The organism is Zhouia amylolytica AD3 (assembly GCF_000511935.2).
GTDB lineage: Bacteria > Bacteroidota > Bacteroidia > Flavobacteriales > Flavobacteriaceae > Zhouia > Zhouia amylolytica.
This window is the reverse complement of sequence record NZ_AYXY01000001.1, coordinates 236,740-249,466: the sequence shown is the minus strand read 5'-3', so window position 1 is coordinate 249,466 and position 12,727 is coordinate 236,740. Positions and strand designations below refer to the sequence as shown.

At 35.9% G+C, this 12,727-nt stretch carries 16 protein-coding genes; 13 read left to right on the top strand and 3 right to left on the bottom strand.

Features of this window, described 5'->3' with window-relative positions; all coding sequences use genetic code 11:
* Position 1: 1 nt before the first annotated feature.
* The 3 genes from P278_RS01265 to P278_RS16700 all read left to right on the top strand — a co-directional run bounded on the left by P278_RS01265 (position 2) and on the right by P278_RS16700 (position 2,975).
* The gene (locus tag P278_RS01265; protein WP_038261002.1) at positions 2-361 is read left to right on the top strand and encodes a BlaI/MecI/CopY family transcriptional regulator; all 360 of its coding nucleotides are present in this window, start codon (positions 2-4) and stop codon (positions 359-361) included.
* Positions 361-2,757 carry a M56 family metallopeptidase gene (locus P278_RS01260; RefSeq protein ID WP_038261000.1) on the top strand — a complete coding sequence of 799 codons (2,397 nt, stop codon included), beginning with the start codon at positions 361-363 and terminating at the stop codon, positions 2,755-2,757. Before P278_RS01265 ends, P278_RS01260 begins: the two co-directional genes overlap by 1 nt.
* 62 nt (positions 2,758-2,819) lie before the next feature.
* Positions 2,820-2,975 (top strand): hypothetical protein, encoded by a 156-nt coding sequence (locus tag P278_RS16700; protein WP_051413341.1) that lies wholly within the window; start codon positions 2,820-2,822, stop codon positions 2,973-2,975.
* 429 nt (positions 2,976-3,404) lie between these two features.
* Here P278_RS16700 and P278_RS01250 read toward each other — a convergent pair whose 3' ends face one another.
* The gene (locus P278_RS01250) at positions 3,405-3,665 is read right to left on the bottom strand and encodes a hypothetical protein (RefSeq protein WP_038260997.1); all 261 of its coding nucleotides are present in this window, start codon (positions 3,663-3,665) and stop codon (positions 3,405-3,407) included.
* Positions 3,666-3,717: 52 nt separating this feature from the next.
* Between P278_RS01250 and P278_RS01245 the strand changes: the two genes are divergently transcribed.
* Both P278_RS01245 and P278_RS01240 read left to right on the top strand, forming a co-directional pair.
* Positions 3,718-5,256 (top strand): hypothetical protein, encoded by a 1,539-nt coding sequence (locus tag P278_RS01245; protein WP_038260994.1) that lies wholly within the window; start codon positions 3,718-3,720, stop codon positions 5,254-5,256.
* A 311-nt stretch (positions 5,257-5,567) separates the two neighbouring features.
* A complete protein-coding gene (locus P278_RS01240; protein ID WP_038260991.1) occupies positions 5,568-5,720 on the top strand; it encodes a hypothetical protein in 153 nt (50 codons plus the stop codon).
* Here P278_RS01240 and P278_RS01235 read toward each other — a convergent pair.
* Positions 5,717-6,229, bottom strand: coding sequence for an adenine phosphoribosyltransferase (locus tag P278_RS01235; RefSeq protein ID WP_038260988.1), 513 nt, complete (start codon positions 6,227-6,229; stop codon positions 5,717-5,719). The genes P278_RS01240 and P278_RS01235 overlap by 4 nt on opposite strands.
* A 150-nt stretch (positions 6,230-6,379) precedes the next feature.
* Between P278_RS01235 and P278_RS01230 the strand changes: the two genes are divergently transcribed.
* The 7 genes from P278_RS01230 to P278_RS01200 all read left to right on the top strand — a co-directional run bounded on the left by P278_RS01230 (position 6,380) and on the right by P278_RS01200 (position 10,014).
* Entirely contained in the window at positions 6,380-6,766 is a 387-nt protein-coding gene (locus P278_RS01230; RefSeq protein WP_038260986.1) for a hypothetical protein, read from the top strand.
* Between the two features lie 11 nt (positions 6,767-6,777).
* Positions 6,778-7,101: a winged helix-turn-helix transcriptional regulator gene (locus P278_RS01225; RefSeq protein ID WP_038260983.1), complete on the top strand. Its 324-nt coding sequence runs from the start codon at positions 6,778-6,780 to the stop codon at positions 7,099-7,101.
* Positions 7,102-7,174: 73 nt separating this feature from the next.
* A complete protein-coding gene (locus P278_RS01220) occupies positions 7,175-7,690 on the top strand; it encodes a flavodoxin family protein (RefSeq protein WP_235444226.1) in 516 nt (171 codons plus the stop codon).
* Positions 7,691-7,772: 82 nt separating this feature from the next.
* A complete protein-coding gene (locus P278_RS01215; RefSeq protein ID WP_038261777.1) occupies positions 7,773-8,117 on the top strand; it encodes a 5-carboxymethyl-2-hydroxymuconate Delta-isomerase in 345 nt (114 codons plus the stop codon).
* Between the two features lie 90 nt (positions 8,118-8,207).
* Positions 8,208-8,753 (top strand): pyridoxamine 5'-phosphate oxidase family protein, encoded by a 546-nt coding sequence (locus P278_RS01210; protein WP_038260980.1) that lies wholly within the window; start codon positions 8,208-8,210, stop codon positions 8,751-8,753.
* Positions 8,754-8,864: 111 nt separating this feature from the next.
* On the top strand, positions 8,865-9,512 hold the full coding sequence (locus P278_RS01205) for a hypothetical protein (protein WP_038260977.1): 648 nt from the start codon (positions 8,865-8,867) through the stop codon (positions 9,510-9,512).
* A gap of 4 nt (positions 9,513-9,516) precedes the next feature.
* Positions 9,517-10,014 (top strand): MepB family protein, encoded by a 498-nt coding sequence (locus P278_RS01200; protein ID WP_038260974.1) that lies wholly within the window; start codon positions 9,517-9,519, stop codon positions 10,012-10,014.
* A gap of 84 nt (positions 10,015-10,098) precedes the next feature.
* Here the strand turns inward: P278_RS01200 and P278_RS01195 are convergent, their stop codons facing one another.
* Entirely contained in the window at positions 10,099-11,070 is a 972-nt protein-coding gene (locus P278_RS01195) for a metallophosphoesterase family protein (RefSeq protein WP_051413340.1), read from the bottom strand.
* 182 nt (positions 11,071-11,252) lie between these two features.
* On the opposite strand from P278_RS01195, the gene P278_RS01190 reads away from it, so the two are divergent.
* Positions 11,253-12,710: an SDR family oxidoreductase gene (locus tag P278_RS01190; RefSeq protein WP_051413339.1), complete on the top strand. Its 1,458-nt coding sequence runs from the start codon at positions 11,253-11,255 to the stop codon at positions 12,708-12,710.
* Positions 12,711-12,727: the final 17 nt, after the last annotated feature.

Here is a 12,727-nt window from a genome sequence, read left to right as displayed (position 1 = left end):
AATGCAGAAACTCACCAATAAAGAAGAAGAAGTCATGAAAATGCTTTGGAAGCTTGAAAAAGCTTTTGTCAAAGACATTTTAGCTGAATTCACAGAAAACAAGCCTCATTACAATACGCTTTCAACCATCATCAGGAATCTGGAAGAAAAGGGATATGTTTCTCATAATGCCTATGGCAATACCTTTCAATACTTTCCTGTTGTAAAGAAAGAAGATTACAGGAAGAAATTCATGAGCAATGCCATGAGCGACTACTTCAACAATTCATATAAAAGCTTAGTCTCCTTTTTTGCGAATGAAAGAAAAATAAGTGTAGAAGAGTTAAAGGAGATCATTAACGAAATAGAAAACAAGAAGTAATGCCTGATTTTTACATATACCTGTCCAAAAGCGCACTCCTATTAGCAATTTTCTATGCAAGCTATCGCGTTCTATTGCAAAAGAGTACCTTTCTGAATCTCAACCGTGCCTTCTTATTAACCGGCATTCTGGTTGCATTATTTCTACCACTTTGGATCGTTACTGAAATAGTTTATATTGATGCCCCTACTATAGTAGACCCAGTTTTAGCAACCACACATGGAACGCAGCCCTTGCAAATTCCAGAAGAAAGTTCGCTAACCCCATATGAGGTTATGCAAATCATTTATGGCATCGGGGTGTTATTTTTTGCTTCCAGATTTATCATACAGTTGCTCTCATTAGTACGAGTCCTTAGATCAGGAACCCGTTACAAAACAGATCAATACACCATTATTGAAGCGGATTGCGTGGAAGCTCCATTTTCCTTCTTCAATTATATTGTCATCAACAGTACCATCACTGATGCAGAGTTGGACGCGGTACTGAGTCACGAAAAGGCACATGCTTTTCAAAAACATTCTGCCGATATGCTCTTAACGCATTTAATTTGCATTTTTCAATGGTTCAATCCGATTGCCTGGCTTTACAAAAAGGCAACTAATGAAAATCTTGAATTTTTAGCAGACAAAGCCACCCTGGAAGTATGGGGTAATAAAAAAGAATACCAATACCTATTATTGGAACAATCATCTAATATTAATATTCATCAATTAAACATCATCAATACTTTTAATTCATCAATCAAAAAACGAATCGTTATGCTGAACAAACAAAAATCGAAGCGCCTGTTTTTATGGAAATATCTATCGGTAGTCCCGTTGTTAGTTCTGTTTATTTACACGCTCAATACAGAAACTATAGCGCAGATCAAAACGACCTCAAGCAGTAAACAAATAGCTTTCAATGTCGTTGTTGACAAAAACTCAACCGATACCTATTTAAACGATCAAATAAAACACATAAAGGAAAAAACCGGGATCACCTTAACTTTTAATGAAGTTAAACGCAATGGCAATAATGAAATCGTCAGTCTGAATTCATCCTATGAATCAACACACACAAGTGGAAAGTACCATAGTGGTACCCATAAAAATGGAATTCCCTCGTTCAAATTTCACGTATATGATGAAGCCGGAGATTATGTTATGGGATACGGACCTGTTAACGACCGATCAAGAACTTTTGCTGTAATAAGAAACACAAGTGATGAAAAGCTCGACTATTTTGCAAGAACCTTTAAAGAAGAATACGGCGGAACACTCACTTTCTTCAATGTAAAACGTAATGAAAAAGGAGAAATTATAGCCATTTCCTCTAATTTCAAAGGCCCTAATGGAAAAAGTGGTTCAACAGCCATAGCAGGGACACTTCCTATTGGGCATTTGGACTTTAGCTTTGAGTTTGACCCTAATGGTAAAATAAAAAAGATTGGTTACAAAACTGCTCCGGGAATTACAAAACATCAAATCGATGCATCCTTAATTGTTATAGATGGTAAGATACAAGACAATTACGACCCAAATAGCATTGCTCCGGAAGATATAAGACACATGACTGTACTAAAAGGGAAAGATGCGATTGATATATACGGGGCTAAAGGAAAAGATGGAGTAATAGAGATTATAACCTATAAACAAGGGGAAACCAATATCACCAATACATTGAACACCATCAAATCATTAATAGTGGTAGATGGGGTTGAAAAAAAGCCAGATTTTAATGTAAATACAATTACACCGGACCAAATTGAAAGTGTAAAGATCCTTAAAGGAGAAAACGCCACCCGGGTTTATGGAGAAAAAGGAAAAAATGGAGTTATACTCATTACCACCAAAAAGGCAAAAACCAACCAAAAAACTAAACAACAAGGCTCCTCTTCTCCACAAAAAAGCAACACGCCTGCTAAGGTTGCCATTCAAGGTTTTACAGGATCTACACAAACTAAAGACACAGTTGTATATGGCATACAGAAGAAAGTTGTCGAAGGGCATCCAACCGACTCGGTTAAAAACAGCAAAACAGCTGCAAGTCCATGGAAACTGTCTTTTGGTGTGAATGCTGAAGAAAACTCTGCCCAGAAGAATATGAATTTAGCTGTAGGAGTTCCTTTAGACCATAGTAGCTTTGTAATCACTAGGCGTACCTCCGACAAATTAATACAAGCTTATGTTGACGATTTAATGAAAAAAGGAATTGAGTATAATATTTCAGGTATCGAGCGTAATGAAAACGGGCATATCACTGCCATTAAAATTGTTTCCAATACATCAAAAGAAAATAAATTTGCCGGGAGTGCCACCTGGGATTCATCGCGCAATCCTGACGGAATTCCCAATATTATCATTGGTAAGGTAGACGGAGTACTTGTAGCCAGATCAATTACCACTAATTAATACGACGCTATATAAACAAAATTTTGTAGTTTAAGCCTTGAAAACTCAAGGCTTATTTATTTATGAAAAAAGCATTTTTTAAGGCATTGGCAAAATTAAACAAAGTGCTACTCCCCTCTTTTACCAAACAGCGACTCGATGTGAGTAAGGCTAAAAAATGGCAATTAAGGATTTATAGCTTGCCCGGTCTATGCTACATGAACGTATTAATACTATGAAAGAAGCTTATAATTTTCTCCTTTTTTATTTCTCAGCACGGCTCCTTTACATGCGCAAACTTCAACACCAGCCTATGAAACATTAGCTAATATTGTACAGGAACCTGCTTCAAAAATATCCTCAAATAACATTTATTTACAAACCAGCAAAACAGTATACGAACACGATGAAGATGTCTGGTTTAAAGCTTGGGTACTAGATAGTCAGTTACATCAATTTAGTCTTTTAGACCAAACCCTTTATGTTACCGTTGCAAAAAAAGCGAATGACAGTATTGTATTTGAAGAAAAATACCAAATACTTAATGGAACGACAGATGGACACCTCTATATAGATCAATCATGGCCTGAGGGTGATTATCTCATATCAGCCTATTCAGCACATTCCTTATTTAACAATCAGCTTCCCTTCTACCAATGTCGCAGTATTCAAATTATTTCAAAATTAGAGCAACAACATATCCAAAAAGCAGAAATAAATGCCAAAGGGAATACGGAAGTATATTTTGATCTTTTTCCGGAAGGTGGAAATCTTATATCTGGCCTTAAAAATGTTTTAGCTTTTAAAGCGGTTAATGGAAATGGGATTCCTATTGTAGTTTCAGGTAATCTGTTTGAAAATAATAAACCTGTTGCCAAAATTAAAACGGAGCATGCAGGTATTGGAAAACTTAATTTTGTCCCTGACATAGATAAACAATATTATATTCTGTTAGACCAACAAAAGGATACAGTTTACAACTTGCCTGTAATAAAGCGAAATGGTATTCAGCTGCATCTAGAATATCAGAATGATAAAGAGATGCTGTTTAAGGTAAGTCAAACACCAAACTTACCAATCCAAGAGGTTTATATACGTACACAAACTCGCGGTATGGTTCAATTTATAGCTTCCGGAACATTAAAAGATAGCTTATTTATAAGCTTCCCTACTACGAATTTTCCTCAAGGAATAACGGAAGTTACATTATTTAACAAAGACGCAAAACCATTAGCGGAACGATTAGTTTATGTTAATATAGGTGATGGTTTACAGATTAAGGTAACAGGTCTAGAGTCGTCTTATCCCGTTAGAGGAAAGGTTAATTTAAAAATTAAAACAAGTGATAAAGCGGGTAATCCTATTCCGGCCCAAATAGCAATCAGTGTATTCGATAAAATGTATAAACATAAAGATGGGAAAAACATTTTAACACATTATTTTTTATCCTCACAATTACGTGGACGCATATATAATCCAGATTTTTATTTTAATCCTAGCAACAAAAATCGGTTGCGGGCATTAGATTTACTTTTATTAACACAAGGCTGGCGAAGGTACATATGGGACGAGGTTAGTTTAAGTGAAAAGCAACAATCTACAGCTGCTATTTCACCGCAAATAAAAGGCAGACTTAGACCTATTAGAAAAAGTAAGAATAGTCGTCATCAAAAAATGCTTATGCTTTTCAATTCTAATAACAGTAACAAACAGATGGTGTTATTAGATGAATCTGGCAATTTCCAATTGCACGAACCTTATTTCACATTAGGCAGACGCTTATATTTAAAACATTTTCCCTCTGAAAAAGATGAATATGAAATAGCCATAAGCGATCCCTTCAAAGAAATAAAAATTACAATAAATAACAAGGAAAGTATTTATCCTTTAATAGAAGAGCTGACAGACAATATTACCACTGAAGTAATAGAGCCATGGGAAACAGGAAAAACCATAGCTCTTGATGAAGTTCAAATTCAAACAAAAAAAGTACGAGTATTCAGAGATAAATACCTTGGTCAATTAGACAGCATTGCCAAGATTGGCTTTCTCAATACGGATTATATAGGAGCTTGTGGTTACTTAAATTGTACAGCATGTGGAGGAGGCACAAAACCTATTGAAGGAAAAGATTACCCTATGCTTGTGGGTGATGATATTCCAAAAAAACATCCTAGGATTGTCGGCATTCCCGGAAGAGAAATAGTACATGTAACCTATCGCAATAAAAGATTTACCGAAGAGGAACTTTTAAAGAAGTTCAATTTAACTAAAATTAAAGGGTATTACGGAAAGAGAGAGTTCTATCAACCTAATTATGAAATTGAATCAGATCCATTTCCAGATATTAGAAATACTTTATTTTGGAGCCCTTCAATTATAACCAATATGGACGGGGAGGCAGAAGTGTCCTTTTACTGTTCCGACATCAACACTGCTTTTATTGGAATTATCGAAGGTTTGGGTGAAGATGGGATTTTGGGTAGAACAGAATTAGATTTTTTAGTTAACAGTAAATAATCTATAATTTTTGAAGACTTGTTTTTGTAGAATATGCTTTAACTCCTTTTACTGAATATTTAATCCATACCGTCTCAAGTTCATGCCACTCCTAATTTTATGCGGTCTATGATCTCCACTTTAGCATCATAGAAAATGTTGTGGTCCAATTCTGAAAATTGTTCGTTACCTATATCGAGATGTTCTTATTTAAAAGAATATATACTATTAACTTCAAATTACAAAAGCATGATAATTGCCACTAATTAATACGACGCTATATAAACAAAATTTTGTAGTTTAAGCCTTGAAAACTCAAGGCTTATTTATTTATGAAAAAAGCATTTTTTAAGGCATTGGCAAAATTAAACAAAGTGCTACTCCCCTCTTTTACCAAACAGCGACTCGATGTGAGTAAGGCTAAAAAGTGGCAATTGGCTATTATAGGTTGGCGTGCCTACGTAACAAAAAATGCACTTGATTAATACTTCAGTAAAGAAGCGACAGGATGACCGTCAAGTTTCTCCCTCCCATTTAATAAGGTAAGTTCCATTAAAAAGTTGCACTGAACAATTTCACCTCCCAGCTCTTTTACTAATTGACATACTGCACCAGCAGTTCCACCGGTGGCTAGCACATCATCATGTATTAAAATTTTATCTCCTTTATGAATCGCATCGGCATGTATTTCTACAGCATCTGATCCATATTCGAGATCGTAGGATTGGGCCAGTGTTTTATGAGGTAATTTATTCGGCTTCCGTACCGGTATAAACCCTGCTTTAAGTTTTTGTGCCAATAACATGCCAAAGAAAAAACCTCTACTCTCTACTCCGATAACCTTATCGATCTTCTGCTCTCCTATTAGCTTTAAAAGCTGTCCTACTGTATAATTATAAGCATCACAGTCGTTTAACAAAGGAGTGATATCCTTAAAAACCACACCTGGTTTTGGAAAATCTGGAATATCGCGGATGTATTGTTCTAAATTCATGCCTAAAAATAACAAAATACCAAAGTATGAAAAAACGAATTCAGCTTAAATACGTATTCTGGTGATGACTTTAAAACCACTGAGTTCCATATCAGTGAAAAATGCAAAATTTTAACGATTGACAGTACATAGTTTTATATTTTTACAGCTATGAATGAAAAATACAAATATTACTACGACCCAAACACTCGAATTCTTTATCGAGCCCACTACGGTAATATCAGTATCGAAGACATTTTTGAATCCTGGAATCTGGCTATTAAAAACAACCTCATTCCAAAAGACGTTAATGGCTTTATATTAGATTACAGAGATGCCAATTTAAATGTAAATTTAGCTGACCATAAAAAAATCATTGCTTATTTCGATACAAGAGAAGATCAGTTTGGTGGCAAAAAGTTTGCTGTCCTTGTCGACACCCCTAAAAATACGGTTGTCCCTTTTGTCATAGAACACACCCCAAAACATTATATCCTCAAAACCTTTACCACAGAAGAAGCGGCTATAGATTGGATGTTAAATAATGAGTATCCGTAAATACAAAAAGTATGAGCACTTACCAGCGAAAAACGCCCTTAAAAAATGACTGCGCCATTGAAAAAGCCTTACATGTTATTTCAGGCAAATGGAAGCCTGCCATTTTAAGTACACTGCTTCAACATAATCTACGATTAAAAGATATTCAACAAGGCTTACCGGAAGCTTCCAAAAGAGCTTTAACTCAACAGCTGGGAGAAATGTTGAACGACGGGCTCATACAAAAGAAAGATTTTGATGTATACCCAAAGAGAACTGAATATAGCATCACACCTTTAGGATCGAAATTAGTTACTGTATTTGAATCACTTACTGAATTTGGAGAAAACTTATAATGGGGCATAATTTGCCCCTTATTGTTTGCTAAAACGGCTCCACATACCTTTGTTCTCATAATTAAAAAGACACATGATGAACAAGAAAACAGTTATTATCCAGGGAAGCTCGAGAAGTAATGGGAACACCAATCGGATGACCTCTTTTTTACAAAACAACTTTGGTTTTGAGGTTGTCGACCTAAATACCAAAAACATTCATCCTTACCATTATGACTACAAGTACAAGAATGATGATTTCATACCTACCATAAAAGAGATTGTTACCAAATACGACACTATGATCTTCGCAACCCCTATCTATTGGTATACCATGAGCGGGATCATGAAAAACTTTTTCGATCGTATTACGGATTGCCTGAAAACAGAAAAATCAATCGGAAAGCAATTAAAAGGCAAAAACATGGCTGTTTTAAGCTGTGGATCGGATGCCGAATTAAAAAAAGGATTCACGATGCCTTTTGAGGAAAGTGCCAAATATTTAGGCATGGAATATTTAGGAAACATACATACCTGGATTGCTGATGAGGAGATCCCGCCACAAGTGAAAGGTGGATTAGAAAAGTTCGCAAGGGAGCTTAAAATTTAACATTACTTAAATAACATTGGTAGTTATTCTTCAAGGTAAAGGCAGTATTTTTATCTTAGGAATTAATAAAAACATAACGATCATGCCTCATTTTATCATTGAGTGTTCGCAACCTATAATTGAGCAACAACGTCCAGAAGCTATTATTGAAACCGTATACAACACCGCTGATGCCACGAACCTGTTTGCTAAGGGTGACATCAAAGTCCGCATTAACCCTTACATCTATTACAATGTAGGAGGAGACACCAAGGACTTTATTCATGTATTTGGCAATATCATGGAAGGACGTACTGAGGAACAAAAAAATAATTTATCAAGAAGTATTGTAAAAGCATTAAAAGAAATGTTCCCGGAAACACCCATTATTTCTATAAACATCAGAGATTTTGATAAAGCCGGGTATTGCAATAAAAGTATGGTTTGACCAACACTTCAATAACTAATCTAACGGATGGACTAACCAGGCTCACATTTTGATTAGCTTCATAAGTATCGTAAATTAAATATTTAAACAATGGGACGAAAATTGGACAGTATAAAACCCCGACTTAAAAAGTTTATAGAATCGCAAAAAGTATTTTTTGTGGGAACTGCAGCTGAAGAAGGAAGGGTAAATATTTCACCCAAAGGCACAGACTCCTTTAGGGTTATAAACGAAAATAAAATTGTGTGGCTCAATCTTACCGGTAGTGGTAATGAAACGGCGGCCCACCTTCTAAAGAACCAACGGATGACTATCATGTTTTGTGCTTTTGAAGGCCCTCCACTAATTTTAAGACTATACGGAACCGCTAAAATCTTTCATAAGAGAGATGAAAAATTCCATGAATATATTACCCTTTTTGACCACAACGATGGTTCCAGACAAATCATAGAAATGGAAGTAGATCTGGTGCAAACTTCTTGCGGATTTGGAGTTCCTTTAATGGACTTTAAGGAGGAGCGTACCACACTTACGGAATGGGCTAAAGAAAAAGGATCAACAGGAATTGAAGCATATTGGGAAGCAAAAAATACTGAAAGTATTGATGGATTTGAAACTAAGATTTTAAACGATTAACGTCCATTTGTAATACGATGCTTATCGATTTTTCATTCCCCTGTTCATCCATTCCAATATTTGAGTAGCTCCATTCAGATCGGCTTAAATCATTCTTAGTATCTTTACTTTATGAACAGAAATGCCATTCCAAAAGATTTAAGAACAATTATAGGGTCTGAGCCTACTGATTTTATAGTTAAGAGTAAAAAGAACTTCCCCAGAAGAAAAGGACTTACCCTATTAGCATTTGCAGGCTTTTGGAATGTTTTCATAAGTATTTTTGTGATTGCTTTTATCGTACCGATTATACAAGGAAAAGAAGTTCATTTTAAACAAAATGACATTCCGGTAACAGGAAGTTTAGAAAACTGGGAAACCATCCTGGTACCCAGTCTTATTATAGGATTGTTTGTTGTTGTTGGCATCTTCCTGTTAATTGCAGCCATTGTTCAACTCCTGCAAAAAGGTGGCTACTTTGTGGGCACCCCTACCCGATTCATCAAATATAGAAGAGGCAATACCACCATTAAAGACTGGGAGCAATTTTCCGGCAACATGAGAGTTAGTAATAAAGGAAATTATGGAAATATCGAAATGGAGTTAAGAACCGGAAAAATGAAACGTGGTAAAAACAAGAGTGAACAGTTTGTACCGGATATCATCTATATTTCTCAAATAAATAAGGTATTCGATATTGAGCAAAAATGTCGTAAACGAATTAAAGAAAACGACCCAACCCCAAGCAGATCATTAGATCAATCTGACCTAAACAATTAAAAATATGCCTCCCGAATTAGTAACAATTATCAATGAGGTTTATACCCCATCTGAGCTTTACATCTCTGAATTTATAACTGAAACTGAAAGCAAAGAATACAATGCCTGTCAATTTAAGTTAAACCATCATCGCATTCTTTACAGGAAAGCAAAAACAACCCCTAAAAAGGTCGGACAATTTGTAACCTGCTGGAAACGCAATAATGAAGGTATTACTGAACCATTGCATGAAAGTGATGCCATAGATCTTTATATGATTACGACGCAAAACGGAAATCAATCAGGACAATTCATATTCCCAAAAATAATTTTATTACAAAAAGGAATCATTGGCACTGACCAAAAAGAAGGCAAAAGAGGCTTTAGGGTCTACCCACCCTGGGATACGACGTCTTCTAAACAGGCAATAAAAACCCAGCAATGGCAACTACAGTACTTTTACAATATGGACCAGGATAGCAATTCTCACATAATCCAAAACCTATTAGCTAAACCACATTAAAACCTCGCATTAATTATAAAGCAATAGTCCTTATTAAACAGGAAGCTCCGGATTAAAAGAAAAGTCTCTATTGATCATGCCAGGCTAGCTCTTTATTTCTCTTTTTCTGATTTCCGGAACAATTTCTTTTCCGGGGATTGCATTTTCATATCCTTCAAACCCTAATTCTTCCGGACTGTCACCAACCCACCTGCTGGTTTTACCTGAGAATGAAATGGTTCGACTTTTTGGGTCGATTGTCATCAAGGTAAATAACGCTTCTTTATACGGACAGGTATAGGAAATATATTTATGTTCCTTTAAAATCGACTCATCATAACTATCATGTTGAAATTTACCTCCCACCCAATAATACGAAGCTGAATTAATATGTACGTAATGAATTCCCTGCACCTCCAAATGGGCATCTATATGGGTATGCCCGTTTACGGCCACCAATATTTTATCGGAATGTTTAGCTAATAATCCTTGAACTTGTTCAGCATTATCAATAGCATAAGCTCCGGCCAAGGGTTGATGCGAAACGATCACGACAGGACCATCAATTTGCTCTAATTGCTGTTCCAACCATTGGTATTGCATTTCATTTATATAAGAAGCATAACCACCTTTATGTACTGGAGACCCTTTGTCATTACCATCCAGGACCACAAAACTGACCCCATTAATTTTTCTGACATAAAAGCGATCTGGCATTCCCCAATAATCTACACATTGTTCCCTGGTATATCCGGCATCCATATCGTGATTTCCGATCACGTGTAGGGTATTTGGATGTGCATTATTAAAAAGTTCTATTACTTCCTTATTCTTATCTCCCGGATAGGCAAAATCTCCTAACTGTATCAATGCATCCGGTTTTTTACGCTTCATCACCTTAAGAAAAGCCTCCATACGCAACAAACCATCATGCATTATATCTTCATGTAAATCCGTAATCATACCAACTCTAAGGGGCTTATTTCCTTTATCAAATAAGCTAAATGCCGCCGATGGTAGTGAAATCACAATACTTGTGGCTAATGCTCCCTTAAGAAAGGCTCTTCTGTCATTCATAATATTAATTTTTTATAATTTCCTATTTGTAAACTTTTTTTAAATATATATAAAAAATAAAAACCTGACATATTTAAATAACGATATTTTTAACACATCCTATAAAAGCATCCTGCCAGATACAAAACAGATATCTCTTTAATTCACTCGGTTTTTTAGTAACTTTATAGAAAAGGTGGTTTATGAAGGTATTATTAACTGGTGCTACGGGTTACATTGGGAAACGACTACTCCCTGTATTAATCGCCCAAGGGCATACCGTTGTTTGCGGCGTCCGGGATAAAGCCCGTTTTCAACCACCAACATCCGTATTAGAAGCCATTGAAATTGCTGAATTTGATTTGCTGGAGCCAGAGACATTAGGTAACATACCATCAGACATTGATGCCGCTTATTACCTGGTACATTCTATGTCTGTAGCAGATGATTATGTTGCTCTGGAGAAAGCATCAGCCATTAACTTTAGAGAGGTTATAAATCATACCTCGGTAAAACATGTAATCTATCTGAGTGGTATTATCAATGAAGAAGAGTTATCGAAACACCTCACCTCACGTAAAAATGTAGAGGATGAATTAGCTAAAGGAAATTATAAATTCACCACCTTGCGAGCTGGAATAATTATTGGATCGGGTAGTGCTTCTTTTGAGATCATACGTGATTTAACAGAAAAACTTCCGGCAATGATAACTCCAAAATGGGTACAAACAAAGTGTCAACCAATAGGGATCTCTGATGTACTTAAGTTTTTGAGTCTAACCTTAGGTAATGAAAAAACGTTCAATAAGAACTTTGATATAGGGGGCACTGACATCCTTTCCTATAAAAATATGCTTCTTGGATATGCCAAAGTACGGGGTTTAAAACGATACATATGGACGGTTCCTGTAATGACACCGAGGCTGTCTTCGTATTGGTTATACTTTGTTACCTCTACCTCATACAAATTAGCTATTGCCTTGGTTAACAGTATGAAGGTTGAAGTTATATGCAGAAATGACGATTTAAACAAAATACTAAATATCACGCCTATTAGTTACCAAAGAGCTTTAGAAAAGGCCTTTGCTAAAATTGACAGTAACGAAATAGTTTCCAGCTGGAAGGATTCATTAATCAGCGGCAGACTCAATTTTAATATTTCCGACTTTATCAATGTACCACAATATGGATGTTTCGTCGATAAAAGAAGCCAGTCTTTTAAAGATCGTAAAGAATGTATTGAAAAGCTCTGGAAATTGGGCGGTAAAAATGGTTGGTATTATGGCAATAAACTTTGGAAATTAAGAGGATTTATGGATAAGCTGGTAGGGGGTGTAGGACTCAGACGAGGGAGAACTAATGAAACAGACCTAGAAGCTGGAGATGCGCTCGATTTTTGGCGTGTACTCTATGCGAATAAAGAAGAAGGTCGTTTATTATTATTTGCCGAAATGAAATTGCCGGGAGAGGCATGGTTAGAGTTTAAAACGCAAGGTAATACGTTAATTCAAACAGCAACCTTCAGACCTAAAGGACTTGGCGGTCGTTTGTATTGGTATAGTGTCTTGCCTTTTCATGCTTTCGTATTTAAGGGACTCCTGAACGGCATTACTAAAAGCGAGGAAGATTCAACAATGGTTAAACAGGAGCAAGCCACATAAAAAAAGGCCCTTTGTTT